The organism is Allobosea sp. (assembly GCF_035999205.1).
Taxonomy (GTDB): Bacteria; Pseudomonadota; Alphaproteobacteria; order Rhizobiales; family Beijerinckiaceae; genus Allobosea.
Map to the genome: position 1 here is coordinate 1 of NZ_DASYHA010000007.1, position 23,861 is coordinate 23,861.

26 protein-coding genes are annotated in these 23,861 nt (G+C 67.2%); 11 read left to right on the forward strand and 15 right to left on the reverse strand.

Features of this window, described 5'->3' with window-relative positions:
- On the reverse strand, positions 1 to 1,116 hold a 1,116-nt coding region (locus VGN82_RS00955), incomplete at its 3' end, for a HAMP domain-containing protein (RefSeq protein WP_327525105.1).
- A 375-nt stretch (positions 1,117 to 1,491) separates the two neighbouring features.
- Here VGN82_RS00955 and VGN82_RS00960 point away from each other — a divergent pair.
- Positions 1,492 to 2,637 carry an amidohydrolase gene (locus VGN82_RS00960; protein ID WP_327525106.1) on the forward strand — a complete coding sequence of 382 codons (1,146 nt, stop codon included), beginning with the start codon at positions 1,492 to 1,494 and terminating at the stop codon, positions 2,635 to 2,637.
- 150 nt (positions 2,638 to 2,787) lie between these two features.
- Complete coding sequence (gene pgm / locus VGN82_RS00965) at positions 2,788 to 4,437, forward strand: phosphoglucomutase (alpha-D-glucose-1,6-bisphosphate-dependent) (protein WP_327525107.1); 1,650 nt, start codon at positions 2,788 to 2,790, stop codon at positions 4,435 to 4,437.
- 158 nt (positions 4,438 to 4,595) lie between these two features.
- Here pgm and VGN82_RS00970 read toward each other — a convergent pair whose 3' ends face one another.
- The 4 genes from VGN82_RS00970 to VGN82_RS00985 form a co-directional block, all read right to left on the reverse strand.
- On the reverse strand, positions 4,596 to 5,723 hold the full coding sequence (locus VGN82_RS00970; protein ID WP_327525108.1) for a coiled-coil domain-containing protein: 1,128 nt from the start codon (positions 5,721 to 5,723) through the stop codon (positions 4,596 to 4,598).
- 256 nt (positions 5,724 to 5,979) lie between these two features.
- Positions 5,980 to 6,396 (reverse strand): hypothetical protein, encoded by a 417-nt coding sequence (locus VGN82_RS00975; RefSeq protein ID WP_327525109.1) that lies wholly within the window; start codon positions 6,394 to 6,396, stop codon positions 5,980 to 5,982.
- Between the two features lie 65 nt (positions 6,397 to 6,461).
- The gene (locus tag VGN82_RS00980; RefSeq protein WP_327525110.1) at positions 6,462 to 6,938 is read right to left on the reverse strand and encodes a hypothetical protein; all 477 of its coding nucleotides are present in this window, start codon (positions 6,936 to 6,938) and stop codon (positions 6,462 to 6,464) included.
- Complete coding sequence (locus VGN82_RS00985) at positions 6,922 to 7,800, reverse strand: hypothetical protein (protein WP_327525111.1); 879 nt, start codon at positions 7,798 to 7,800, stop codon at positions 6,922 to 6,924. Before VGN82_RS00985 ends, VGN82_RS00980 begins: the two co-directional genes overlap by 17 nt.
- Positions 7,801 to 8,073: 273 nt before the next feature.
- Here VGN82_RS00985 and VGN82_RS00990 point away from each other — a divergent pair, with 273 nt between their 5' ends.
- From VGN82_RS00990 to VGN82_RS01020, 7 genes are all read left to right on the forward strand, one after another.
- The gene (locus tag VGN82_RS00990) at positions 8,074 to 9,060 is read left to right on the forward strand and encodes a TRAP transporter substrate-binding protein (protein ID WP_327525112.1); all 987 of its coding nucleotides are present in this window, start codon (positions 8,074 to 8,076) and stop codon (positions 9,058 to 9,060) included.
- A 36-nt stretch (positions 9,061 to 9,096) separates the two neighbouring features.
- The gene (locus VGN82_RS00995) at positions 9,097 to 9,879 is read left to right on the forward strand and encodes a VOC family protein (RefSeq protein ID WP_327525113.1); all 783 of its coding nucleotides are present in this window, start codon (positions 9,097 to 9,099) and stop codon (positions 9,877 to 9,879) included.
- A 136-nt stretch (positions 9,880 to 10,015) separates the two neighbouring features.
- The gene (locus tag VGN82_RS01000; RefSeq protein WP_327525114.1) at positions 10,016 to 10,285 is read left to right on the forward strand and encodes a hypothetical protein; all 270 of its coding nucleotides are present in this window, start codon (positions 10,016 to 10,018) and stop codon (positions 10,283 to 10,285) included.
- Positions 10,275 to 10,592 carry a hypothetical protein gene (locus VGN82_RS01005; protein WP_327525115.1) on the forward strand — a complete coding sequence of 106 codons (318 nt, stop codon included), beginning with the start codon at positions 10,275 to 10,277 and terminating at the stop codon, positions 10,590 to 10,592. The genes VGN82_RS01000 and VGN82_RS01005 overlap by 11 nt, the downstream gene beginning before the upstream one ends.
- 65 nt (positions 10,593 to 10,657) lie before the next feature.
- Positions 10,658 to 11,422, forward strand: coding sequence for a precorrin-6A synthase (deacetylating) (cobF, locus tag VGN82_RS01010; protein ID WP_327525116.1), 765 nt, complete (start codon positions 10,658 to 10,660; stop codon positions 11,420 to 11,422).
- Between the two features lie 70 nt (positions 11,423 to 11,492).
- Positions 11,493 to 11,705: a hypothetical protein gene (locus VGN82_RS01015; RefSeq protein ID WP_327525117.1), complete on the forward strand. Its 213-nt coding sequence runs from the start codon at positions 11,493 to 11,495 to the stop codon at positions 11,703 to 11,705.
- Between the two features lie 81 nt (positions 11,706 to 11,786).
- Positions 11,787 to 12,302 carry a MarR family winged helix-turn-helix transcriptional regulator gene (locus tag VGN82_RS01020; protein ID WP_327525118.1) on the forward strand — a complete coding sequence of 172 codons (516 nt, stop codon included), beginning with the start codon at positions 11,787 to 11,789 and terminating at the stop codon, positions 12,300 to 12,302.
- On the opposite strand, the gene VGN82_RS01025 is transcribed toward VGN82_RS01020, so the two are convergent.
- The 3 genes from VGN82_RS01025 to VGN82_RS01035 form a co-directional block, all read right to left on the reverse strand.
- Positions 12,303 to 12,548, reverse strand: coding sequence for a hypothetical protein (locus VGN82_RS01025; protein WP_327525119.1), 246 nt, complete (start codon positions 12,546 to 12,548; stop codon positions 12,303 to 12,305). It abuts the gene before it with no gap.
- A gap of 72 nt (positions 12,549 to 12,620) precedes the next feature.
- Positions 12,621 to 13,955 (reverse strand): 8-oxoguanine deaminase, encoded by a 1,335-nt coding sequence (locus VGN82_RS01030; RefSeq protein WP_327525120.1) that lies wholly within the window; start codon positions 13,953 to 13,955, stop codon positions 12,621 to 12,623.
- Between the two features lie 88 nt (positions 13,956 to 14,043).
- The gene (locus VGN82_RS01035; RefSeq protein ID WP_327525121.1) at positions 14,044 to 14,328 is read right to left on the reverse strand and encodes a hypothetical protein; all 285 of its coding nucleotides are present in this window, start codon (positions 14,326 to 14,328) and stop codon (positions 14,044 to 14,046) included.
- 159 nt (positions 14,329 to 14,487) lie between these two features.
- Here VGN82_RS01035 and dapD point away from each other — a divergent pair, with 159 nt between their 5' ends.
- Entirely contained in the window at positions 14,488 to 15,330 is an 843-nt protein-coding gene (gene dapD, locus VGN82_RS01040) for a 2,3,4,5-tetrahydropyridine-2,6-dicarboxylate N-succinyltransferase (RefSeq protein ID WP_327525122.1), read from the forward strand.
- A 100-nt stretch (positions 15,331 to 15,430) separates the two neighbouring features.
- On the opposite strand, the gene VGN82_RS01045 is transcribed toward dapD, so the two are convergent.
- Both VGN82_RS01045 and VGN82_RS01050 read right to left on the reverse strand, forming a co-directional pair.
- The gene (locus VGN82_RS01045; RefSeq protein WP_327525123.1) at positions 15,431 to 15,991 is read right to left on the reverse strand and encodes a DUF1269 domain-containing protein; all 561 of its coding nucleotides are present in this window, start codon (positions 15,989 to 15,991) and stop codon (positions 15,431 to 15,433) included.
- A gap of 194 nt (positions 15,992 to 16,185) precedes the next feature.
- Positions 16,186 to 17,709 (reverse strand): MDR family MFS transporter, encoded by a 1,524-nt coding sequence (locus tag VGN82_RS01050; RefSeq protein WP_327525124.1) that lies wholly within the window; start codon positions 17,707 to 17,709, stop codon positions 16,186 to 16,188.
- A gap of 189 nt (positions 17,710 to 17,898) precedes the next feature.
- On the opposite strand from VGN82_RS01050, the gene VGN82_RS01055 reads away from it, so the two are divergent.
- Positions 17,899 to 18,429 carry an isochorismatase family protein gene (locus tag VGN82_RS01055; RefSeq protein WP_327525125.1) on the forward strand — a complete coding sequence of 177 codons (531 nt, stop codon included), beginning with the start codon at positions 17,899 to 17,901 and terminating at the stop codon, positions 18,427 to 18,429.
- Between the two features lie 150 nt (positions 18,430 to 18,579).
- Here the strand turns inward: VGN82_RS01055 and VGN82_RS01060 are convergent, their stop codons facing one another.
- The 5 genes from VGN82_RS01060 to VGN82_RS01080 form a co-directional block, all read right to left on the reverse strand.
- On the reverse strand, positions 18,580 to 19,569 hold the full coding sequence (locus VGN82_RS01060; RefSeq protein WP_327525126.1) for a branched-chain amino acid ABC transporter permease: 990 nt from the start codon (positions 19,567 to 19,569) through the stop codon (positions 18,580 to 18,582).
- 34 nt (positions 19,570 to 19,603) lie between these two features.
- Positions 19,604 to 20,491: a branched-chain amino acid ABC transporter permease gene (locus VGN82_RS01065; protein ID WP_327525127.1), complete on the reverse strand. Its 888-nt coding sequence runs from the start codon at positions 20,489 to 20,491 to the stop codon at positions 19,604 to 19,606.
- Positions 20,492 to 20,684: 193 nt separating this feature from the next.
- Positions 20,685 to 21,890 (reverse strand): ABC transporter substrate-binding protein, encoded by a 1,206-nt coding sequence (locus VGN82_RS01070; protein ID WP_414644169.1) that lies wholly within the window; start codon positions 21,888 to 21,890, stop codon positions 20,685 to 20,687.
- A gap of 92 nt (positions 21,891 to 21,982) precedes the next feature.
- A complete protein-coding gene (locus VGN82_RS01075) occupies positions 21,983 to 22,726 on the reverse strand; it encodes an ABC transporter ATP-binding protein (RefSeq protein ID WP_327525128.1) in 744 nt (247 codons plus the stop codon).
- Positions 22,716 to 23,480 carry an ABC transporter ATP-binding protein gene (locus VGN82_RS01080; protein ID WP_327525129.1) on the reverse strand — a complete coding sequence of 255 codons (765 nt, stop codon included), beginning with the start codon at positions 23,478 to 23,480 and terminating at the stop codon, positions 22,716 to 22,718. Before VGN82_RS01080 ends, VGN82_RS01075 begins: the two co-directional genes overlap by 11 nt.
- Between the last annotated feature and the right edge of the window lie 381 nt (positions 23,481 to 23,861).

The following is a 23,861-nucleotide window of genomic DNA, read 5'->3' on the forward strand; positions in this document are numbered from 1 at the left end:
GAGCCGGTCGACGGTCTCGTTGATCGCGCCCTTGAGCTCGGCGAACTTGCCGCGATAGGCCGAATCGACCCGCACGGTGAGGTCGCCGCCGGCGACCGCCTGGAGCGCCCGGGCGAATTCGGCGGTGGCGGAATCGACCACCGCATTGATCTCGTTGATGCCGGCGACCAGGCGCTGCATCTGCTCGTCGGCCTCGTCGATCTTCAATCGCGCCGAGAAATCTCCCGCCGCCGCAGCCGCCACCACCTCGCCGACATCCGAGACCACCAGGGCCATGCTCTCCGCCGCACGCAGGCGGCGTGCGGATGCCTCGCGCTCCTGCTCCTCCAGGGCGCGGATCCTCTGGAGATTGTCGCGCAGGATCTGCAGCGACGCGGCCATCTGGCCGATCTCGTCACGCCGATCGGTCCCCTCGACGCCGCTGTCGAGATCGCCGTCGGCGATCCGGTGCATCGTGCCGTTGAGGCCGCGCAGCGGCAGCAGGATGCCGCGGCGCGCGACGAACAGGCTCAGCAGCAGCCCTCCGAGGATGCCGAGCACGGCGACGACGGCCTGGATCGTCAGGAAGCGATCGACGGAGGCGAAGGCGCTGTCGCGTGTCGCCTCGATCGCCTTGCCCGAATAGGTGGTGTAGGCCTTGACCGCATCGGTGACCGCCTTCTGCCCGTCGAGGCAAGCGGCGAGCGCGGCCTCGACCGCGGAACGGTCGCCCGTCGCGCTCCGGGAGGCAGCGACCATCGCGCGGATCTGGTCGAAATAGCTGCCGAGCTTGGCACGGACATCACCGATCAGGCGCTTTTCCTCGGCATCGGCAATCGCTTCCAGGATCGGCAGCCGCGCCAGCATCTCCTTCATGCGCCGCTCGGATTCGGTCGCGAACTCGGCGTGCTTCTCGGGCTGGCGCGCGAGCTGGTAGGTCATCCGGCTGATCGCGATAATGTCGATGCGCAGGTCCATCGCCTCGCGCGCGACGCCGCCGGTCTGCTCGACATCGAGCATCGAGCGCTTGAGCTGGGTCAGCCCGGTCCAGCCGACCAGTGCGATCACGATGGCGACGACGCTCATCACGGCGACGACGCCGATGGATTTGGACACGATGGAGGCGTGCTTCAGCATGGCGGGTCAGCTTTCGCGGCGGGCTGTGCAGGGCAGTGCAGCAACGGGACGGTGGCTCGGTTCGATCGTCGGATCGAGATTGATTGGTCCGGCCGTTTCCCCATCCTCGGATTCCAGGGGGCTGGCGGCCCCGGCCGGTTTCGTCCTGCCGTGCCCGTGGTCCGGGGGAGGGACGTTCCGGTCTTGTGATCCGATCGAATGCTACGAAGCCTTACTGGGGCTGTCTTAACGAAGTTTTGCCTCTCCCCTCGTCCCCGTGGGGGCAGCGCGGGAAAAGCATGGCGGCCGGGCGCGGCCGTGGCTTGCGCGGGGCGAAGCGCGCGAGGCAGTCTCCCGCCGCATCGCGCAATGCGGTTGCGGCCTGGGGAGGCAATCATGTTCTTGACCAATCAGGATGCCGTCGATCTCGTCGCATTCCGGCATGATCTGCACCGCAGGCCCGAAATCTCCGGCGAGGAGAGCGAGACCGCGATCGCGGTGACACGCTTCCTGATGGCCAGCGCGCCCGACCGGATCGTGACGGGGCTGGGCGGCCATGGCGTCGCGGCCATCTTCGAAGGGCGCGAGCCGGGCCCCACCGTGATGCTGCGGGCTGAGCTCGACGCACTGCCGATCGAGGAGCTCTCGAGCGCCGCGCATCGCTCGCAGGTGCCGGGCAAGGGGCATCTCTGCGGACATGATGGTCATATGGCGATCCTGGCGGCGGTCGGCCGCGGCCTCGGCCGCCAGCGCCCGCAGCGAGGCCGGGCGATCCTGCTGTTCCAGCCGGCGGAAGAGACCGGCGCCGGCGCCGCCGCCGTGATTGCCGACCCGAAATTTCCCGAGATCGCGCCCGACTTCGCCTTCTCGCTTCACAACAAGCCGGGCATCCCACTGGGCCAGGCCCGCCTGTCGGAGGGCGCGGCCAACTGCGCCTCGCGCGGCCTGCGCATCGTATTGATCGGCGAGACCTCGCACGCCTCGACACCGGAACATGGCGTCTCGCCGATGCCGGCAGTGGCGCAGCTGATGCCGGCCCTGACCGCGCTCGGCCCGGGCGGGGTGCTCGATGCCGCCTATGCCCTCGTCACCGTGACCCATGCCGTCATCGGCGAGGCCGCCTTCGGCATCGCCCCCGGCCGCGCCGAGATCTGGGCGACGCTGCGCACGGTCGCGGATCGCGAGATGGGAGCACTCTGCGCCCGCGCCGAAGCGCTGGTCAACGAGGCCGCCGCCAGCCATGGGCTGACGGCCGAGATGGAGTATCACGACGTCTTCCATCACTGCGAGAACGACGCCGAGGCGGTTGCGCTGTTGCGGCAGGCCTTCGAGCAGGAACGCATCCAGCACGGTCCGACGGAGCCGAGCCGTGGCTCGGAGGATTTCGGCCTGTTCGGACGGCAGGCGAAGTCGGCAATGTTCGTCTTCGGCTCGGGCGAAGGCTCGCCCCATCTGCACAACCCCGATTTCGATTTCCCCGACGCCTTGATCGAACCTGGCGCGCGCATCTTCATGCGGGTCGTCCGCAACATGCTCGGCTGAGATTTGCGCCACAAGTTCGACAGCTTGCTCGCGCAGAGACGCGATTTCGGTCGATCTTTCTGCCGTCGGCGGCGAGATTGGCGAATGGAAACGGACGCTTCACCCGGGCGTCGTAGGTATCGCTCTGCGCTTTGCTGCTGAGGAGGTTTGATGACATCCACCGTGAGCCCGCTCGCCGGGAAGCCGCTTGATCCCAGCCTCCTCGTGGATGTCGCCGAGCTGACGAAGGCCTATTTCGACCGCCCCGATCCGGCGCAGGCCGCGCAGCGTGTCGCCTTCGGCACCTCGGGTCATCGCGGCTCCTCCTTCCTGCTCTCCTTCAACGAGGCGCATATCCTGGCGATCGCCCAGGCGATTTGCCTGTATCGCAGGGAGAAGGGCATCGACGGCCCGCTCTTCATGGGCATCGATACCCATGCGCTGTCGCGCCCGGCCTTCGAGACGGCGCTCGAGGTCTTCGCCGCCAACGGCGTCGTCACCATGGTCGACGAGAACCTCCGCTTCACGCCGACGCCGGTGATCTCGCATGCGATCATCACGCATAACCGCGGCCGCGCCACGGGCCTGGCCGATGGCGTGGTGATCTCGCCCTCGCATAATCCGCCTGCCGATGGCGGCTTCAAATACAACATGCCGCATGGCGGACCGGCCGATACCGACGCGACCGGCTGGATCGAGCGCAAGGCCAACGAACTGGTGGCGGGCGGGCTCGTCGAGATCCGGCGCATGCCCTATTCCAAGGCGCTGGGCTCGGAATTCGTCCGGCGGCACGCCTATCTCCCGGCCTACGTCGCCGACCTCGCCGCTGTCATCGACATGGAGGCGATCCGCACGGCCGGCGTCAGCATCGGCATCGATCCGCTCGGCGGCGCCGGGCTCGACTACTATGCGCCGATCATCGAGCGCTACGGCCTGAACGCGACGGTCGTCGACACCACGCTGGATCCGACCTTCGGATTCATGAGCGCCGACTGGGACGGCAAGATCCGGATGGACTGCTCCTCGCCCTATGCGATGACCAGCCTGATCGGGATGAAGGACCGCTTCGACGTCGCCTTCGCCAACGACACCGACGCCGACAGGCACGGCATCGTCACCCGCAGCGGCGGGTTGATGAACCCGAACCACTATCTCGCGGTGTCGATCGCCTATCTCTTCACCCACCGCCCCGGCTGGCGCAGCGACGCCGCCATCGGCAAGACCATCGTCAGCAGCGCCATGATCGACCGCGTCGCCGCCAAGCTCGGGCGCCGGCTGGTCGAGGTCCCGGTCGGCTTCAAATGGTTCGTTGACGGTCTCTCGGATGGCAGCTTCGGCTTCGGTGGCGAGGAGAGCGCCGGAGCCTCCTTCCTGCGTCGGGACGGAACGAGCTGGTCGACCGACAAGGACGGCCTGATCCTCGGGCTGCTCGCCGCCGAGATCACGGCTGTGACCGGCTCCGACCCGGGCCAGCGCTATGTCGCGCTGACGAAGGAGCTCGGCGAGCCGCTCTATGCCCGCGTCGATGCTCCGGCCAGCCGCGAGCAGAAGGCTGTGCTGAAGACGCTGTCGCGCGCGCAGATCGCGACCGACACGCTGGCCGGCGAACCGATCACCGCTGTCCTCAACGAGGCGCCCGGCAACGGCGCAGCGATCGGCGGCGTCAAGGTCGTGACCGGCGAAGGCTGGTTCTGCGCGAGGCCTTCGGGCACCGAGGAGGTCTACAAGATCTACGCCGAGAGCTTCCGCGACGCTGCCCATCTGCGTCGGATTCAGGAGGAGGCACAGGCGATCATCAACAAGGCATTTGCGGCCGCGTGAGCGGCGGCTCCGACCTTGCCGTCGTTCTGGACAAGCGGCGCAACCGCGCAGCGCCGGGACCCATTATGGAGCGCCAGCGAGCCCTATGATGGATCCCGGAGCTTCGCTTCGCGAAACCCGGGATTACGTGTTGGGTCAGGCAGGGCGCGCCCGCCACCTCACTCGCCGGCGGCAGCCTTGAGCGGCGGCACATCGTAGGCGTCCGGCGCGATGGCCTCGGTCGCCTGGCGGTTGCGCGACATCGCTTCGATCAGCTGGCGGTTCGAGTGCTCCAGCGTCCCGACATGGTCGATATGGTGGCGCAGGTCGTTGCGGAGCTGGTGGTTCACCCCGGTCAGGAAGTCGGCCTTCGATTGCAGCGCCGAGAGCTTGATGTCGAGGTCGTAGACGCTCTTGTCGCGCTGGGCGATGTCGTCGACGAGCTTGCGCTCTCGCTCGGCAGCAGCGGCGGCCTGGGCTTCGAGTTCCTTGATCGTCTGCAGGGCGGCGGTGATGCGCGCCTGAGCCTGGCTTGCCGCTTCGTTGGCGGCTTCCCGCTCGCCGCTCATCTTTTCGGTGAGCGCTGCGATGTCGCGCTGCAGGCGCTGGTTCTCGCCGCTGGACGCCACGAGATCGGAGCGCAGCATCGCGACTTCGCGCGACAGGTTCTGCGCCGCGGATGATTTCTCGAGCAGCTTCTGCTCGACGACCTGCCGCTCCTCGGACAGGCGCTGCGCCCGCGAATCGGTGCTGGACAGCCGCTGCATCAGGCCGTTGATCTCGCCCTGCAACTTGGCGTGCTCGATTTCGAGCATCGACAGCGAGTTCTGCGTCTGGTCTAGCGCCGCGCGGCTGCGGTGCAGCTCTTCCTCGTAGCGCATCGCCAGTGGGCGATAATGGCCCAGCTCCATCTGCAGGCCGTTGATCTCGCGGTCCTGCCGGCCGCAGACACTGGTCAGCTCCTCGATCTGCGCGGCCTGGTCCTGCGAGGTCTGGATGAATTTCGGCAGGATCTGCTGCATGGTCGCGGTGCGCGTCATCAGCAGGTCGAGCTGGACGGACCAGTTCGAGATCTTGGCGAATTCGGTCTGGAGCTCGTTGGACTGGTCGCTGATCGCGGCCATCAGCTGGCCGACTTCATGCGAGCTGCCCGGCTTCGGCGGAGCCTCCAGAATGGGCATGGGCGCCGGTGGCTCACCGGGCTCGTTGGCGGTGATCGCGGGCGCGTCGAAGGCAGACGCGTCGAGGGAAGGCGCGTCGAGGGTCTTGGGCAGCCGCGGCTCCGGCTCCTCGCTCCTCCCGCCCATCAGGCGCCTCAGACTTGCACCGATCATCGAAGCCACCCCACCTTGCCCCCATGAACGCGGGACGTAACCGCTCCCGGCAGCCCGGCCACTTTTGCGTTCAGGACTGCGCTGGAAACGATGCGCCAGCAGAGGGCGCGCGGTGATTCCTGGCAACCTCCGAACGCGCGCTTCGGGGAGTTGCGAACAACTTCTTTTGCTCAACTGTGCGGCAATTGCTGCAGAAGCGCGACAGCGCGCTCCCCTCGTGATCCGGGCCTCAGCCCGGCCGCCCGATGCTGCCCGTTTGGCGCAGCTTCAGTTCGAGCATATAGGCGCGCTGAACGGCCTCGCGTTCGCGCAGCAGGGCCTTCTCCAGAACGCTCTGCTGGGTCTGCAGTACCTGGTTGGCCCGGTCGAGCGTGGCCTCGGCCTTCTGGGCGCGCTGGCTCCAGTCGTCCTTTTCCCTCGCGAGGGCCTCGAAGTCGACCTGCAGCTGGGCCTTCTCCTGCTGCGCGTCCTCGAGCGACGTCCTCGCCTTCTGCAGGACGCTCAGCAACTGCAGCTGGAGCATCTCGAAGGCTGCGCCGGCCCCCTCCACCAAGGTCAGCGTCTCCTGCGGGTCCGGCCTGCCGGCGGCGCGGCGCACATAGGGGCGCTGCGGCACCGGAGCGGGACTGGCCCCGGTTCGCTCCATAGCCTCTCCCCGGCCCGGCGACCGAAGCATGGCGCGGCTGAGACTGGGAGCCTCCTGTGTCACGGTCAGCCGCGCGATTGCGGGCGGTTGGCCTGCGAGAAGGAGGTGGTCACGGCGTCGTGCAAGCGGGCGAGCCAGGCTTCCGCCTCCAGCGCGCGGGCCTCGGCCTGGCGGGCCCGCTCCTCGGAGCGCCACAGCATCTCGTTGGCGGTCGCGATCTGCGCTTCCAGTTCGCGCATGTTGACCGCCGCCTGCGAGATCGTCTGCTGCAGCCGCTCCTCGAGCTGCGCATAGCGCAGGTCGCTGATCCGGATCGCTTCGCTGGTTTCCTCGATCAGCGCCAGAGCGGAAGGCCAGTCGCGCTGCGGGCCGGCGGGCGCCGGCGCGGAGGCGGGCGGGGCGACGGGCCTTGCGGCTTCCAATGGCGCGGAAGTCGCGGGGAACGCTGTGATCTTGTCCGCGCCGTTCGGGAATGCCTCGGAGGCCGGTGTGTTCTGGCGCAGGTTGGTGACGGTTGCGAGGTCGCTAATTGCAGGCTGCATGGAGGTGCTCCGTGAGAGCCGGACAGGATGGCTGGACCGGCTCATCCTGTTCGAGGGTGTGGGAAGCAGGCAGGGCGGCCGCAGGCAAGAACACGACCGGAAGTAAGGCGTCGTTGGCAGGCGGGGTGTCGCTGGGGTGCAGGAACCGGGTGCCGGTGCCGGACGGGCTGCGGAGCGCGATCCTGTGGTCCGGCGGACGGGGGCCGGTCGGTTGCTGCAACTGGTCCTGCAGCGCGCGCCGGTTGGCACGTGCGAGATCGAGAGCGCGCTGCAGCAGGACCTTGTCGCGCCGTTCGCCCTGCAAGGCCTCCTCGAGGCGCAGGCACTCCCGCTGCAGCGTGTCCGAGGCCGCGTTCTGCTTGTTCCGGGTCGCCCGGAGATCGGCTTCGAGGTCGGCGCCGATATCCTTCAGCCGTTCGATCTCGGCGTTCTTGCCGGCCAGTGCCGTCGCGAGAGCGGCGATGTGATGGTCTTGCCGGGCCTTGCCGAGCGCGGCCTCATGCAGGCCCTGCTTCAGGCGCTCGATCTCGCCGGACGCCTCCTGGCGCTGCAGATCGGCGGCGACGATGGTCTCGCGGTGGCGCTGCAGGGCGCGTTCCGCCACGCCCAGCGCGGTCTGCGCCTGGCGCGCATGTAGACGCTCCGCCTCAAGCAATGTCTCCATGGCGGTCAGGCGGCCGAGCGCGGCCTCGAGCCGCAATTCGAGAAATCCCCGCTGCGCCGGGTCGAGATCCGGAGCGTTCTGTTCGACATGGGGCAGGGCGGGCGTCGCCGGCAGTGCCGCAGCTCCAATCGGCGGCGCCTCCAGGCACGCTGACGGGCCCAGCCAATCGTTCGAGCAGGCAACCGGGAGGGCGTTCAAGTGATGGCCTCGACAATCGCGCCTGAGGAGCTTCGGGAACGCCAACGCGAATCAACGATTCACCGTATCTACTCTTCGGGAATCACATCAATACGAGATTTCGCCGCCTTGCCCTTGGGGTGCCCTGCCGTTCGCATTGGCTGGGGATTGGCTGCGTCAAGCTGCACCCTTTCATTCCGGCGATGCGTCGCCCCATCTTGCGGCGGGACGCATTCCAGCCGAGGCAGGAGGCGGCACCCGCGCAGGAATTGGCCCAGCGAAGGAGTTCAGTCGATGTTCCCGAGCCGCCGCATGGTCGGCGCCGGCCTGCTGGCCGCCCCGGCGCTCCTTTCCGCGCGCATGGCGCATGCGGCCGGCCGGCCCGTCACGGTGGCCTCGCTCTTCGGCGAGGACAAACCAGAGACGAAGATCTGGCGGCGGATCGCCGAGACCTTGAACCGGACGGCGCCCGGCCGCTTCGATCTGCGCATCGTCGGCAACGCGGCGCTGGGCGGCGAGAAGGAGGTTGCCGAGGGCATGCGGCTCGGCTCCGTGCAGGCCTCGCTCTCGACTATCTCGGCACTCTCCGGCTGGGTGCCGGAAGGGCAGCTTCTCGACCTGCCTTTCCTGTTTCGCGACCGCGGGCATCTCGGCCGCGTGCTGGCCGGGCCGCTCGGCGACGAACTCAAGGGCAAGTACGAAGCGCAGGGCTTCGTCGTGCTCGGCTTCATCAATTACGGCGCGCGCCATCTCCTCGCCAAGGAGCCGCTGACGACGCCGGCCGCCATCCGCGGCAAGCGCATCCGCGTCATCCAGAGCCCGCTCCACACCGAACTGTGGTCCGGGCTGGGGGCCCATCCGACGCCGATTCCGATCCCCGAGACCTACAACGCTCTGCGGACCGGCGTGGTCGACTGCATGGACCTGACTAAATCGGCCTATGTCGGCTTCAAGCTGCATGAGGTCGTGCCCTGGCTGATCGAGACCGGGCACATCTGGGCGAGCGGCGTCATCATGGTTTCGGCCGCCTTCTGGAAGGGGCTGTCGGCCGAGGACAAGGCGGCGTTCGCCGCCGCTGCAGCCGAGGCGGCCGGCTATTTCGACGCGCTGATCGTCGCCGACGAGGAGGCCTCGATGGCCAGGGCCGCGGCCGAGGGCGGCAAGGTCGCACAGACCGAGGACCGCCCCGCCTGGGAGGCCGGCGCCCGCAAGGTCTGGGTCTCCTTTGCGCCGAGGCTCGGCGGGCTGCCCCGCATCGAGGCGATCGCCGCCAGCGCCTGATCCACCCGTCCCGCCTGCCTCCGGAGAACCGCCTTCATGCCGCAGTCCATCGACCACATCGTCATCGCCGTCACCGATCTCGACCAGGCGGTGCGCGACTACGAGACGCTGGGCTTCACGGTCCTGCCGGGCGGCGAGCATCCGCGCGGCTCGCGCAATGCGCTCGTGGTGCTGGCCGATGGCGCCTATCTCGAGATCATCGCCTTCTCGCGCCCGGTGCCGGGCTTTCGCTGGTGGAAGGTGCTGGACGAGGCCGGAAGCGGTCTCGTCGACTACGCCCTGCTGCCTGACGAAACGCTCGATGCCGACCTGGCCCGCACCCGCGCGGCGGGCATCGAGATCGACGGGCCGATCGATGGCGAGCGCCTGCAACCGGACGGTACGCGCATCGCCTGGCGTTCGGCGCGACCGCCCGAGCCCGACATCCCCTTCATCTGCGAGGACGTCACGCCGCGTGCCTTGCGCGTGCCGGAGGGCAAGGTGAGAAAGCACGCCAATGGCGTCACCGGCGTCGCCGGGGTCACGGTCGCGGTGCGTGATCTCGCGGCGTCTGTGGCGCGCTATCGCGCGTTGACCGGACTCGAACCCGTCGCCCGAGGCGCGGTGCCGGGCCTCGGTTTCGGCCTCGCGCAGTTCAGGCTCGGGCGGCAGGTGCTCTCGCTGACCGAGGCGCGCAGCGATGCCTGCGAGAGCCTGACCCGTCATCTCGGCCGGCGCGGGCAGGGCGCCTTTGCGATCTCCTTCTTCGGCCCGGCCGATCGCTGCCTCGACCGCGCGCTCGCCCATGGTGCCAGGCTGGAGATCGTGCGCGAGCTCTAGGGTCCGGCGTCGCCGCATGGTGGCGCTACATTCGAATAGTTCTATTTATGCAATAAAAACAACGACTTGATGGTTTTGTTGTTAGCGCCTATCTGTCCCTCCGACCCGATTCAACCCGTGCGGAGGGAGATGACCGATGAGCGGAGTGAGTGAAGCGGATGTTGCCGCCGCGATCGGCCGCATCGACGAGATCATCATCCGCGAGGTCGTTCGCACCGAAGCCAGCCGCCATGAACTGCGGCGCGCGCTCGTCCTGGCGAAGGCGCCGCTCGCCGTCGAGGCGGAAGGCGACCTGTCGCCCCGGATGCAGCGTCTCGTCGATCTGCTGATGGTCGCGCTGCCGGAGCCCGAGCGGCACCGGCGCGATGGCGGCCGCCGGACGGGGAGGGCGCGCCATGCTGCCTGAGCCCGATACGCACAGGTCCGTCGACGATGCCCGGGCTGAAATCCGGCAGGCTGTGATGAACGCCTTCTGCGGGGTCTTGCATGGCACGCGGCTGTCGCCGATGGCGGTTCTGGAACTCGCCGCCGAGGCGATAGGCTCCGTCTACAGGGAAGTCGCCGACGCCCATCTCGGTGACCATCCTTGCCCATGCGGCTGGCATCCGTCGCTTGCGGAGGATCTGGCGGCCTTGCAGGCCTCCCTGGCGCTGAGCGTGGCGCCACCGCCCGGCATCGACCTCGCCCGAGCCGAAGTCGCCGGGCGCGCCTGAGCTCTATCCCTCTGCGCCGGTTCGCGTGCTATGGCGCCCGCTCCAAGGCGGTCGGCGAGGCAGGGATGCGCAAACTACTGATCATCGGCATCGGCGCCGGCGACCCAGACCAGATGACGGTCCAGGCGATCAAGGCGCTGAACCGGGCCGATGTCGTCTTCCTGCCCGACAAGGGTGAGGAGAAGGCGGCTCTGCGCCATCTGCGGGAAGCGATCTGTGCCCGCTTCATCGAGAAGCCCTGCCGGATGGTGACGGTCGGGACGCCGGAGCGCGCCCCCGCCGGAACCGATTATCGCGGCGTCGTCGATGACTGGCATGGGCGCATCGCCGCGAACTATGACCGCCTGTTCAGGGACGAACTGGCCGAGGGCCAGTACGGCGCACTGCTCGTCTGGGGCGATCCCGCGCTCTATGACAGCACGCTGCGCATCGTCGAGCGCGTCCGCGCGGGCGGTCTCGCGCTCGAATGGGAGGTCATCCCCGGCATCAGCAGCGTTCAGGCGCTCGCCGCTCGCCACCGGATCGCGCTGAACCGCATCGGCGAGCCGGTCATGATTACGACCGGCCGCAAGCTCGCTGCCGGTTTCCCGGCGGGGCAGGACAGTGTCGTGGTGATGCTCGACGGCGAGCAAACATTTGCGCGCATCGCGCCGGATGATCTCGACATCTACTGGGGCGCCTATCTCGGGACACCGGACGAAATCCTGATGGCGGGGCCACTGGCCGATCTGGCCGGCGAGATCGCGGCGGTTCGCGCCGAGGCCCGGCGCAAGCATGGCTGGATCATGGACATCTACCTGCTGCGGAGGCAGGCCGCGCGTAGCGGCTGAAAAGGGGACGCGGGCTGGCGGCCTAGCCGGTCCTCATGCGATGGTCGCCGTGGTCCGTCCGGAGTGTCGCATGTCCGTCGTCGCCGAAGAGCCTCCAACTTCCCTCCCGTCCCATCCCGAGGAGATCAGGTCGGCCTTCGAGTTGCGCCTGGGGAAGCACATCACCTTGCAGGGCAGCGCCAGAATCACGCCGGCCGGCGTGATCTGCTCGGGGCTGGCGGTCGCCGCCATGGTTCTCTCCCTGGGCTATCTCGCATCGGCCATGAGGCCGCGCCGATACTAGGCCGCCTGACCGGGAAGCCGGATGGCTTGCCCCGCTCGGCCCGGTCATGTGAGATGCAAGTCACGGAAGTCAGGATGAGCCATGCCTTCGACGAAGCGCGACAGGGCTGCCGAGGATGGCGGCGAGCGAGAGGTTCTCGATCTCGGCGGCTATGTCCCGTATTTCCTGACGGCGATCTCCAACACCTGGTCGCGCAGTTCCTCGCGGCTCTATCTGGAGCGCTTCGGCGTCGGCGTGACCGAGTGGCGCGTGATCTCCCAGCTCGCCATCGAGCCGGGCATCCCGGCGCAGCGCATCTGCGAGGTCATCGGGCTCGACAAGGGGGCTGTCAGCCGCAGCGTCGCGGCACTGGTTGCCGGGGGCTATGTCGCGGAGGTCGCGGATGGGCGGGACGGCCGCCGCCAGCTTCTGGAACTGACACCGAGGGGCTATGTGCTGCATGACCAGTTGATCGCGCTGGCCACCGCCCGTGAGCAGATGATGCTGGAGGGCTTTACTGCCGAGGAGCGCGCACTGTTCACCGGCTTCCTGCGCCGGATCCACGCCCGCCTGCCGGAATTGCGGGATTTCCGTCCGGCCGAGGACGAAGAGGGCTGATCACCAGCCCCGGTAGCCGTAATAGCCGTAGCCGCCATAGGGGCCGAAGTCCCGATAGGCCCAGGCTCGCAGGTTGGCTGCCCGGTTGAGGTCGATGGCCTGCAGGCATTGCGCGAAGGCATCGGTCCGGGCGCGGAAGCCGTAGCCCTGGCATTTTTCGGCATCGAGTGCCCGTTGCTCCTGGGCCGTGACGCAGCCGGCGGCTGTGAGCGACAGGGCCAGGGCTGCGATCAGTGCGATCTTCATCTCCGGCATCCTTCAGTTCGGCGGCGCATCCCCGAGACAATGCCGCAAATGCGTCGAGATTGCGAAGGCGTTTCATGCATAGCGAAGTGCCGCCCTGCCATGCGCCCGTCGCAGTGCCGCGACGTCGAGTCCCGGCACCGCACCGTCGATGACGCGCCAGCGACCGGCGACCATGACCCGGTCGGCGCGGTTGGCGCCGCAGAGCACCAATGCGGCCACCGGATCATGCGCGCCCGAGAAGCGCAGCTCGTCCAGCCTGTAGAGTGCAAGGTCCGCCTGCATGCCCGGCGCGATGCGTCCGATGTCGGAGCGGCCGAGGCAGCGCGCCGAGCCTTCGCTCGCCCAGCGGATCACGTCCTGCGCCGTCACGGCGGTTGCGCTCTCATAGCGCAGCCGGTTGATCAGCAGGGCGTGGCGCAGCTCCTCCATCAGGTTCGAGCCGTCATTGGAAGCCGAGCCGTCGACGCCGAGGCCGAGTGGAGCGCCGGCCGCTTCCAGTTCGCGCGTGCGGCAGAAGCCGGAGGCGAGCACGCCGTTCGAGGTCGGGCAATGGCAGACCCCGACGCCGGCCTTGCCCAGCCGCTCGCATTCCTCGCAGGAGAAATGGATGCCATGCGCCAGCCAGGTCTTCGGGCGCATCCAGCCGGTCTCCTCGAGCAGGTCGAGCGGGCGCCTGCCATAGACTTCGAGGCAATAGGCGTCCTCGTCCTTCGTCTCGGCGAGATGGGTGTGCAGCGGCGCGTCGAAGCGCGCCGCGAGGTCCGCGCTCTTGCGCATCAGCTCCGGTGTCACGGAGAAGGGTGAGCAGGGCGCGAGTGCGATCTGGACCATCGCGCCGTCCGCCGGATCGTGGAACAGCTTCAGCACGCGCTCGCTGTCTGCGAGGATGGTGTCCTCGTCCTGCACGACGCTGTCGGGCGGCAAGCCGCCATCCTTCTGCGACAGGTTCATCGAGCCGCGCGAGATCGTCGCGCGGACCCCGAGCGCGCGCGCCTCCTCGACCGCGATGTCGACGGCGTTCTCCAGCCCCTTCGGATAGAGGTAATGGTGATCCGCCGCCGTGGTGCAGCCGGAGAGCAGGAGCTCCGTCAGGGCGACGCGGATCGCCAGCCGCAGGTCTTCGGGCGTCAGCCTGGCCCAGAGCGGATAGAGCGCTGTCAGCCAGGGGAACAGTTCGCGGTCGATCGCGGCCGGATGGGCGCGTGTCAGCGTCTGGTAGAAGTGGTGATGGGTGTTGATCAGGCCGGGCAGGACGACGTGGTTAGAGGCGTCGAAGACCTCGCCGACGGGCAGGGCAGGGGAGGCGCCAGCCGGGAGCAGCTCGACGATGCGGGGTCCGTCTACCACAATGCCGCCGTCGGCGGCCTGCGCGACGATGCCGAGCGGGTTCTTGATCCAAAGGCGCATAGTGGTTCCAGAGCGGAGGCGGAAGGCGGCCGAGAGTGCCGCGCGCCACCGGGAAGGTAAAGCGCAGTCCCCGCGAACCGGGATTCCGTCAATCCCAGCGCATGTCGGTCTTGCAGCGATAGCCGACGAAGCATTGTGGCGTGTCGCGGCTCGGAATCCAGGCGGGATCCAGTATGTCGCCATGCGGGCAGAAGCTGCTGTCGCGCACGAAGCGGTCGAAGGTGTAGCCACCCGTGCCGAGCACGATCGCCCCATTGGCGAGGACGCTCTGCCGGTTGGCGGCGCAAGTCCTGTCGGGCGAAGACGGGCGAGCCTGGGCAAACGCGGTTCCAGCCGCCAGGATCAGCATCAGGGACAGGGTGAAACGCGTCATGGTGGCCTCCCGCCGGGCTTGATCTGCCAGAGCTTCCGATCGCGACGCTATCCTAACACGGCGCGCGGGCTGTCGTTCCCCCACCGGCCGCAGGATGCTTGACGCCGCCGCCGCCTTCCGCCATCGCTCCCGGGCCTTTGTAACCGCCGGAGCCGTGCCATGTCGCTGACCGATCTCGCCGCCACCATCGACGCCGCCTGGGAGGCCCGCTCCGAGATCGGCATCAACACCAAGGGCGCCGTGCGCGATGCGGTCGAGCAGGCGATCGAGATGCTCGATGCCGGGCAGGCCCGCGTCGCCGAGAAGGTCGGTGCCGAATGGGTCGTGCATCAGTGGCTCAAGAAGGCGGTGCTGCTTTCCTTCCGCCTGACCGACAACATGATCATCGCCAACGGCCCGGGCGAGGGCGTGTTCTGGGACAAGGTGCCATCGAAGTTCGAGGGCTGGGGCGAGAACCGCTTCCGCGCGGCCGGTTTCCGTGTCGTGCCGCCGGCCGCGGCGCGCAAGGGCTCCTTCCTGGCGCCGAACGTCGTGCTGATGCCGTCCTTCGTCAACATCGGCGCCTATGTCGACTCAGGCACCATGGTCGATACCTGGGCGACGGTCGGGTCCTGCGCCCAGATCGGCAAGAACGTGCATCTCTCCGGCGGCGTTGGCATAGGCGGCGTGCTCGAGCCGCTGCAGGCGAACCCGACCATCATCGAGGACAACTGCTTCATCGGCGCCCGCTCCGAGGTCGTCGAGGGCGTGATCGTCGGCGAGGGCTCGGTGCTCTCGATGGGCGTCTTCATCTCGGCCTCGACCAAGATCGTCGACCGCGCCACTGGCCAGGTCCACATCGGCAAGGTGCCGCCCTATTCGGTGGTGGTGCCGGGCTCGCTGCCGGGCAAGCCCTTCCCGGACGGCACGCCGGGCCCGTCGCTCTCCTGCGCCGTCATCGTCAAGACGGTCGATGCGCAGACCCGTTCCAAGACCGGCATCAACGAGCTGCTGAGGGACTGACGCCTCGGTCGCTGAGCGTGATGCTCGGGCTTGTCCCGAGCATCACCTGCAAGAGCTTCTGGGGACTGCGTCTAGCTCTGTCCGAACATGACGCCCGGGTTCAGCCGATCGGCGACGGCGCGCCCGCACCTGCCGGCGCCGCTGGAGCATCGCTGGCGGCCGCCGGCATCGCGGCGTGGGCATCGGCCAGCGCGTCGCGCAGCTTCTGCTCCTTGTCGCGATCGAGCGAGGTCTTCAGCACAGTGCCGCCAGTGCCGCGCAGCGCCTCCAGAACCTTGTCACCGGTCACCTTCTTGACCAGCACGAACAGCGCGGCGTTGCCCGGCCGCAGGCTGGCCGACAATTCCTTCATGAACTTGTCGTCGACGCCATAGTCGGTCAGTGCGCCGCCGAGCGCGCCGGAGGCCGCGCCGAGCGCCGCGCCGGCCAGCGGCATCAGGAAGATCGCGCCGATCAGCAGTCCCCAGAACGAACCGGAGACCGCGCCCATCGCAGTGGTGTTGAGGAGTTGGTTCAGCTTGACCTTGCCGTCCTCATGCATGACCGCGATGGCGGCATCGCCGATCTCGATCAGGTATTCCTTCTGCAGAGTGAAGAGCTTCTGGCGCATTTCCTCGGCGCGCGCTTCGGTCGGATAGACGATGACGACGAGATCGGACATGGGAACACTCCTGCCACGGCTGCGCATCGACCCGAACAATGCGGTTTCGGTAGAAGCCGATGCGAGATCAAAACGCTACAACATCGAACCGCAAACGCCACTCGCTCCGATGAGGTAGGGGTCGAGAATGGGGCCCGTCATGCGACGCCCCTGTGTCAGGCTAGCCGAAAGCGCGATCGGTGTCCTGAGCTGGATCAATCGCCTGCGAGCGCCTTTGCCGCCTCGACGGCGCCGCCGCGCAGCGGCAGTTCCTTCATCCGTACCAGGAAGAACAGCGCGCAGGCGAAGCCGATGCAGGTTGCCGCGAACACGTAGCGGAACAGCCTCACCATCGTATCGCGATCGACGGCATCGAGCTTCAGGGTCTCGTGCGACAGCCCCGCCCCGGAGACGCCGGCGCCGCCGAGCACGATTGCGCCGAACACCGCGACGATCAGCGCCCCGCCGATCTGGCGGAAGAAATTGGCCGTGCCCGTCGCCGTGCCGAGCTGATGCGGCAGCACCGCGTTCTGGATCGAGACGGTGGCGACCGGTAGCATCGTGCCGAGCCCGACGCTGACCAGTCCGAGCAGCACGCAGAACGGCACCAGCGGCATCCGTCCGGCATAGATCGTCAGCAGGGCGACGCCGCACAGCGCCAGCGAAAGCCCGATCACCGGCACGCGCTTGTAGTGTGTCAGCCGCGTCATCGCGCGGCCCGACATCGTCGCGCCCAGCACCGTCCCGCAGGTGAGCGGCAGCAGGCCCAGGCCGGAGTAGGCGGCGCTGAGTCCGGCGATGGTCTCGAAATAGACTGGGAGATAGATCGTTAGCCCGATGAAGGTGCCCATGCCGAAACCGGCCGCGATCGTACCCATCCGCACCACCGGGTTGGCGAGGATGTCGAGCGGGATCAGCGGCTCCTGCGCCGTCCGCAGGCGCCAGCCGAAGCAGAGCCAGAGCAGCAGCGAGAAAGCGACCAGCCCGGCGATTGGGGCGGAACGCCAGGGGTAGGCCGTTCCGCCCCAGGACAGTGCCAGCAGCAGCGTCATCGTCGCGGCGGTGATCAGCAGCGCGCCGAGCACGTCGAGCTTGTGCGGTCGTTCATGACGCGGCAGGCGCTTCAGCGCCGAACTCGTCATCCAGTAGGCGGCGGCCCCCATCGGCAGGTTGATCCAGAAGATTACTGACCAATGCAGCCGTTCCGCGATGACGCCGCCGAGCACCGGCCCGAGCAGCGAGGACGCCATGAAGACGGTGGCGATATAGACTTGGTAGCGCCCGCGCTCCTTGGGGGAGACCATGTCGGCGACGATGGTCTGCGCCAGCGCGATCAGCCCGCCGCCACCCAGCCCCTGGATGAAGCGCGCCACCACCAGGAGCCAGAGCGAGGGGGCGATCGCGCAGGCGATCGAGCCCAGGACGAAGACGACGATGCCGGAGAGCAGCACGACGCGGCGGCCATGGATGTCGGCAAGCTTGCCGTAGAGCGGCGTCACCGCGGTCGAAGCCAGGAGATAGGACGTCACCACCCAGGACAGATGCGTGACGTCGCCGAGCTCCCGCCCGATCGTCGGCATCGCGGTCGCGACGATCGTCTGGTCGAGCGCCGCCAGGAACATCGCCAGCATGATGCCGAAGAGGATGCTGCGGATATCCTCATGGCTCAGTGGCGCATGCTGTGCCGAAGCATGGGTCGTCGTCGCGTGATGCGCGTGAGGGTCGACCCGCTTGTCCATGAAGTTCTGCGCCTGCCTGTGCGTCTTTGTACGGGGACAGACTAGAAGACGACCAATTCATGCGCCAGAGGCGGGGCGAGCAGTGGCGGTCTGGCGGCCATGCTCTCCCCGGATGGAACCGTAGACCGGGCGGGCTCTATAACGGGGCCGGGGCGCTTGGCGCCGCTCATTCGGGAAGGCTCAGCCTCGATGCCCTTGCTCAACGCTGCCGACTCCACGCTGGTAATCGTCGATTTCCAGGCGCGGCTGATGCCCGCCATCCATGACGGCGCTCGTCTTGTCGCCAATGCGAAGAGGCTCGTCGATGCCGCCGGCATTCTGTCGGTGCCGATCGTGATGACCGAGCAGAATCCGGCCGGCCTCGGCGGGACGGTCGCGGAACTGGCTGGCGCCGGGCCGGTCGTGACCAAGATGAGCTTCAACGCCTGCGCCGAACCCGGCTTCCTTGATGCGCTTGCGGGCGATGGCCAGCTCGTCTTCTGCGGCTGCGAGGCCCATGTCTGCCTCGGCCAGACGGTGCTGTCGCTGCTCGGCGATCGGCGCCGCGTCGCCGTGGTTCAGGATGCGACGGGATCGCGCCTGCCGGAGTCGAAGGAGGTCGCGCTGCGCCGGCTGGAGCGCCATGGCGCCGAGATCGTCACGACCGAGATGGTGATCTTCGAATGGCTGAAGAGCGCTCGGCATCCCCGCTTCCGTGAGGTGCTGAAGCTGGTGAAGTAGCCCGTTTGCCCGCGTGTCTGCGCGCCGTCATCCCGGACAAGCCGCGAAGCGGCTCTGCCCCGGGATCCATGACAGAACTCCGGAGCCCTCGGATGGATCCCGGGGCGAGCCCGGGATGACGGCGGTGATTCGGAGCCGAGGCCTCGAAGGTTATAGCGGCTTCCTGATCCACTTGGAGATCACGCCGACGATGCCCTCGCGGAAGGTCATGACGCAGATCACGAAGATCACGCCCTGCACCACGGTAACCCATGCGCCGAGACTGGCGAGGTAGTTCTGCATTGAGACGATGACCAGCGCTCCGGCGATCGGCCCGAACACGGTGCCGAGGCCGCCGACCAGCGTCATCAGCACGACCTCGCCGGACATCGACCAGTGCACGTCGGTCAGCGACGCCAGCTGGAACACGATCGCCTTGGTCGAGCCGGCGAGCCCCGCCAGCGTCGCCGAGAGCACGAAGACCGTCAGCTTGTACTGGTTGGCACGGTAGCCGAGCGAGATCGCGCGGGGCTCGTTGTCGCGGATCGCCTTGCAGACCTGGCCGAAGGGCGAGTGGATGATCCGGTACATCGCCAAGAGCCCGGCCATGAAGATCGCCGCCACCAGCCAGTACAGGGTCCGGTCGTCGGCGAGGTCGATCAGGCCGAAGAGCCGTCCGCGCGGCACTGCCTGGATGCCGTCCTCGCCGCCGGTGAAGCGCGGCGTCTGCAGCGAGAAGAAGAACACCATCTGTGCCAGCGCCAGCGTGATCATGGCGAAGTAGATGCCCTGGCGCCTGATCGCGAGCGCGCCGAACACGGCGCCGAGCGCTGCCGACACACCCGTGCCGAGCAGGATTGCCAGTTCCGGCGTCAGCCCCCAGTTCTTGGCGACATAGGCGCAGACATAGCTCGCCATCCCGAAATAGGCGGCATGGCCGAAGGACAGGAGCCCGCCGTAGCCAAGCAGAAGGTTGAAGGCGAGCGCGAACAGCGCAAAGCACAGCACCTTCATGACGAAGACCGGATAGGCCACGAAGGGGGCGATCACGAGCGCGAAGGCGAGCCCGATCATGATGGCGCGGTGCAGGCGCAGCGTGCCCCTGTCGGCCTGCCCCGGCAGGATCGCGGCGGGTGCGTCGGTGGCGGCGATGTCGGCCATGGTCAGTTCCTCGTCTCGGTCAAGCGGGCGGCCATCACGCGGCCCGTCCGAACAGGCCGGCAGGCCGCACGAGCAGCACCAGCACCATGATGATGAAGATCACGGTGGCAGACGCCTCCGGATAGAAGACCTTGGTCAGCCCTTCGATCAAGCCGAGCGAGAAGCCGGTGACGATGGCTCCCAGGATCGAGCCCATGCCGCCGATCACGACGACGGCGAAGACGACGATGATCAGGTCGGCGCCCATGTTGGGGTTGACCGAGTAGATCGGCGCGGCGAGCACGCCGGCAAAGCCGGCCAGTGCGACGCCGAAGCCATAGGTCAGCGTCACCAGAAGCGGCACGTTGATGCCGAAGGCTTGGGTCAGGGTCGGGTTCTCGGTCGCGGCCCGCAGATAGGCGCCGAGCTTTGTCTTCTCGATCAGGAACCAGGTCGCGAGGCAGACCACGAGCGAGGCGATGACGACCCAGCCGCGGTAATAGGGCAGGAACATGAAGCCGAGATTCTGTCCGCCGCGGAGCTCCGCCGGAATCTGGTAGGGCAGGCCCGACGAGCCGTACTGGTTGCGGAACAGGCCCTGGATGATCAGCGCCAGGCCGAAGGTCAAAAGCAGCCCGTAGAGATGGTCGACATGGGCGATGCGCTTGAGCAGCAAGCGCTCGATCAGGACACCGGTCGCGCCCACCACCAGCGGCGCCAGCAGCAAGGCGACCCAGTAATTGATGCCGAGATAGTTCAGGCACATCCAGGCGACGAAGGCGCCCATCATGTACTGCGCGCCATGGCTGAAATTGATGATGTTGAGCAGCCCGAAGATCACCGCCAGCCCGAGGCTGAGGATCGCATAGAAGGAGCCATTGATCAGGCCGAGCAGGACCTGGCCGAACAGCGCCTGAGGCGGGATACCGAGGAGTTCAAACATGCGGGTCTCGGATCGTTCTTGGTGGCATCAGCAGTGTGCTTTGCCGTCATCCTGGCCGAAGCGAAGCGGAGCGCCGGGATCCGTCGTAGAGCCGATCCTTATCCAGAACGGAGTTCTACGATGGATCCCGGGACGACCTTCGGTCGCCCCAGGATGACGCCGTGTGATATCGAATGCGCGGCGTGTTTGCCGCTCACTTCTTGACGAGCGGGCACTCGCTCTCGGCAAGCGGGCGGAAGGCCTGCTCGGCCGGCAGCACGGCGAGCTGCTTGTAGTAGTCCCACGGACCCTTCGACTCGGCCGGCTTCTTGACCTCGAACAGGTACATGTCGTGCATCTTGCGGCCGTCGGCACGCACCGAGCCCTTGCCGAACAGCGGGTCGTCCGTCGGCAGCTCCTTCATCTTGGCCATCACGGCGGCCGAGTCCTTGCTCTTCGCCGCCTCGATGGCCTTGAGATAGTGCAGCATGCCGGAATAGACGCCGGCCTGCACCATGGTCGGCTTCTTGCCGCCATTGAGCTTGGCGAAGCGCTCGGACCAGCCACGGGTCTGGTCGTTGGTGTCCCAATAGAAGGATTCGGTCAGGACCAGCCCCTGCGCCGTCGCGAGACCGAGCGAATGCACGTCGGTCAGGAAGACGAGCAGCCCCGCGAGCTTCTGGCCGCCGGCGGTGATGCCGAACTCGCCGGCCTGCTTGATCGAGTTGATCGTGTCGCCACCGGCGTTCGCCAACCCGATGACCTTGGCCTTGGAGGACTGCGCCTGCAGCAGGAAGGACGAGAAGTCGGTGCCGGGGAAGGGTGTGCGCACGGCGCCGACGACCTTGCCGCCGTTCTTGGTGACGATCGCCCCGGTGTCGCGCTCCAGCGCATGGCCGAAGGCGTAGTCCGCGGTCATGAAGAACCAGCTGTCGCCGCCGGCCTTCACCATCGCACCGCCCGTGCCCTGCGCCAGCGCATAGGTGTCGTAGGTCCAGTGCACGGTGTTGGGCGAGCAGGCCTTGCCCGTCAGGTCGGAGGAAGCGGCGCCCGAATTGATGTGGATCTTGTTCTTCTCACGGGTGATCTGGTTGACCGCGAGCGCCACCGACGAGGTCGGCACGTCGAGGATGATGTCGACGCCGTCCTGATCGTACCAGGTTCGGGCGATGGTCGAGCCGACGTCCGGCTTGTTCTGGTGGTCGGCCGAGACGATCTCGACCTTGATGCCCTTGTCCGCGGCCTTGAAGTCTTCAACCGCCATGCGCGCGGCGATGACCGAGCCTTCGCCTGACAGGTCTGCATAGAGGCCGGAGCGGTCGTTGAGAACGCCGGCCTTCACGTTGATCTGCTGGGCGAGCGCAGGCGCCGCCATCAGTGCGGCGAACGCGGTCGTCGTCAGAAACGTCTTGAGTTTCATGGTCTTTCTCTCTCCCTGAAATGGCGTCGATTTTCGACTGTGGTCCGATTTGAATCGGATTGGGGGCCGTCGATGCCCGTCCGGAGACGGGATCAGACCCCGAGATAGCCGTGCAGCTTGTCGATGTTGGCGTCGAGTTCGGCGTTCGGGATCATGTCGATCACCTTGCCTTGCTCGACGACATAGTGCCGGTCGGCCACCGTCTGCGCGAAGCGGAAGTTCTGCTCGACCAGGATGATCGTGTAGCCTTCCTGCTTGAGCTTGCGGATCGTCGCGCCGATCTGGTCGATGATCACCGGCGCCAGGCCTTCTGTGGGCTCGTCGAGCAGCAGGAAATGCGCTCCCGTGCGCAGGATGCGCCCGATCGCCAGCATCTGCTGCTCGCCGCCCGAGAGCTTGGTGCCCTGGCTGCGCAGACGCTCCTTGATGTTGGGGAAGAGCGTGAAGATCTGTTCCAGCGAGAGCCCGCCGGGCCTGACGCGCGGCGGCAGCATCAGGTTCTCCTCGACGCTGAGCGAGGAATAGATGCCGCGCTCCTCCGGCACATAGCCGATGCCGAGCCGGGCGATCGCGCGCGAGGGCAGCCCGATCGTCTCGGTGCCCTCCAGCACGACCGAGCCCTGGCGTCGGCCGATCACGCCCATGATCGATTTCAGCGTCGTGGTCTTGCCGGCGCCGTTGCGGCCGAGCAGCGTCACCACCTCGCCGGCATTCACCTCGAAATCGATGCCGTGCAGCACATGCGATTCGCCGTACCAGGCCTGGAGCCCGCGGACCTTGAGCATCGGCGCAGCGGCCGTGGCGGCGGGCGACCGCGCCAGCGTCTCAGTGGCCATGGCCGACTCCCGATCCGATATAGGCCTCGACGACGCGCGGATCCTTCGAGACCGTGGCGTAGTCGCCCTCCGCCAGCACCTGCCCGCGCGCCAGCACGGTGATCCGGTCGGACAGCGAGGCGACGACCGAGAGATTGTGTTCGACCATCAGGATGGTGCGGTTCTGCGAGACCTTGCGAATCAGCGCTTCGATGCGCTCGACATCCTCGCGGCCCATGCCGGCCATCGGCTCGTCGAGCAGCATCATCTCGGGGTCCAGCGCCAGTGTCGTCGCGATTTCGAGCGCGCGCTTGCGGCCATAGGAGAGTTCGACCGCAGGCAACTCGGCGAAGGCGGAAAGGCCGACCGCCTCGACCAGCCGCATCGCCTCCTCGTCGAGTGGCTTCAGCACGTCTTCCGAGCGCCAGAAATCGAACGAGTCGCCGCGTTTGCGCTGCAGCGCGATCCGGACATTGGTCTTGACGCTGAGCTGCGGGAACACCGCCGAGATCTGGAACGAGCGCACCAGGCCCTGCCGCGCGATCTCGGCCGGCTTCTCGCGGGTGATGTCACGGCCGTTATAGACGATCGAGCCCTTGGTGGGCGCAAGAAATTTGGTCAGCAGGTTGAAGCAGGTCGTCTTGCCGGCGCCGTTGGGGCCGATCAACGCATGGATCGTCCCGCGCTTGACCTTCAGGTCAACGCCATTGACGGCCGAGAAGCCGCCGAAATCCTTAGTCAAACCCGAAGTCGATAGAATAATATCCTCAGGCATGCAGGCCGTTTCCGATCGCCATCTTGTTCTTTCTTATTATTGCTCGTTTCCCTTGTATGGCATGCTGCACCGCGCTCATGGCATGAGTCAACGTCGCAGCCGCGCGAAACGGCCTTGTGAACGCCTGCTTATCCCTTTGTCGTAGATGCGGACGCGCCATTCCCTCACCTCATGCAAATGCATGACGCGCGGACGCATGCAGAGGGGCTATCTGCTGCAAGATGCCGGAATGTTCGAAATGTCAGAGTCGACGAAAGGGAAGCTTGTTGACCGTGGGTCAAAGCCGGTTTACGGGCCGGGACGGTCAGGCTAGTGTATCTGTTCTTTTCTCGGCTATCATTAGGCATTCTTGTGGCAGCTATCGCTGGTCGCGCGCATCCG

Coding starts and splice junctions, on each gene's coding strand:
- VGN82_RS01070 (WP_414644169.1), bottom strand. CDS start 21,890: ATGAAACTCAAGACGTTTCTGACGACGACCGCGTTCGCCGCACTGATG.
- VGN82_RS01005 (WP_327525115.1), top strand. CDS start 10,275: ATGCTGCCTGAGCCCGATACGCACAGGTCCGTCGACGATGCCCGGGCT.
- VGN82_RS00990 (WP_327525112.1), top strand. CDS start 8,074: ATGTTCCCGAGCCGCCGCATGGTCGGCGCCGGCCTGCTGGCCGCCCCG.
- VGN82_RS00995 (WP_327525113.1), top strand. CDS start 9,097: ATGCCGCAGTCCATCGACCACATCGTCATCGCCGTCACCGATCTCGAC.
- VGN82_RS00970 (WP_327525108.1), bottom strand. CDS start 5,723: ATGGGCGGGAGGAGCGAGGAGCCGGAGCCGCGGCTGCCCAAGACCCTC.
- VGN82_RS01060 (WP_327525126.1), bottom strand. CDS start 19,569: ATGGCCGACATCGCCGCCACCGACGCACCCGCCGCGATCCTGCCGGGG.
- pgm (WP_327525107.1), top strand. CDS start 2,788: ATGACATCCACCGTGAGCCCGCTCGCCGGGAAGCCGCTTGATCCCAGC.
- VGN82_RS01000 (WP_327525114.1), top strand. CDS start 10,016: ATGAGCGGAGTGAGTGAAGCGGATGTTGCCGCCGCGATCGGCCGCATC.
- VGN82_RS00975 (WP_327525109.1), bottom strand. CDS start 6,396: ATGGAGCGAACCGGGGCCAGTCCCGCTCCGGTGCCGCAGCGCCCCTAT.
- VGN82_RS01050 (WP_327525124.1), bottom strand. CDS start 17,709: ATGGACAAGCGGGTCGACCCTCACGCGCATCACGCGACGACGACCCAT.
- VGN82_RS01025 (WP_327525119.1), bottom strand. CDS start 12,548: ATGAAGATCGCACTGATCGCAGCCCTGGCCCTGTCGCTCACAGCCGCC.
- VGN82_RS01080 (WP_327525129.1), bottom strand. CDS start 23,480: ATGCCTGAGGATATTATTCTATCGACTTCGGGTTTGACTAAGGATTTC.
- VGN82_RS01065 (WP_327525127.1), bottom strand. CDS start 20,491: ATGTTTGAACTCCTCGGTATCCCGCCTCAGGCGCTGTTCGGCCAGGTC.
- VGN82_RS01030 (WP_327525120.1), bottom strand. CDS start 13,955: ATGCGCCTTTGGATCAAGAACCCGCTCGGCATCGTCGCGCAGGCCGCC.
- VGN82_RS01055 (WP_327525125.1), top strand. CDS start 17,899: ATGCCCTTGCTCAACGCTGCCGACTCCACGCTGGTAATCGTCGATTTC.
- cobF (WP_327525116.1), top strand. CDS start 10,658: ATGCGCAAACTACTGATCATCGGCATCGGCGCCGGCGACCCAGACCAG.
- VGN82_RS00980 (WP_327525110.1), bottom strand. CDS start 6,938: ATGCAGCCTGCAATTAGCGACCTCGCAACCGTCACCAACCTGCGCCAG.
- VGN82_RS01075 (WP_327525128.1), bottom strand. CDS start 22,726: ATGGCCACTGAGACGCTGGCGCGGTCGCCCGCCGCCACGGCCGCTGCG.
- VGN82_RS00960 (WP_327525106.1), top strand. CDS start 1,492: ATGTTCTTGACCAATCAGGATGCCGTCGATCTCGTCGCATTCCGGCAT.
- VGN82_RS01015 (WP_327525117.1), top strand. CDS start 11,493: ATGTCCGTCGTCGCCGAAGAGCCTCCAACTTCCCTCCCGTCCCATCCC.
- VGN82_RS01020 (WP_327525118.1), top strand. CDS start 11,787: ATGCCTTCGACGAAGCGCGACAGGGCTGCCGAGGATGGCGGCGAGCGA.
- dapD (WP_327525122.1), top strand. CDS start 14,488: ATGTCGCTGACCGATCTCGCCGCCACCATCGACGCCGCCTGGGAGGCC.
- VGN82_RS01035 (WP_327525121.1), bottom strand. CDS start 14,328: ATGACGCGTTTCACCCTGTCCCTGATGCTGATCCTGGCGGCTGGAACC.
- VGN82_RS01045 (WP_327525123.1), bottom strand. CDS start 15,991: ATGTCCGATCTCGTCGTCATCGTCTATCCGACCGAAGCGCGCGCCGAG.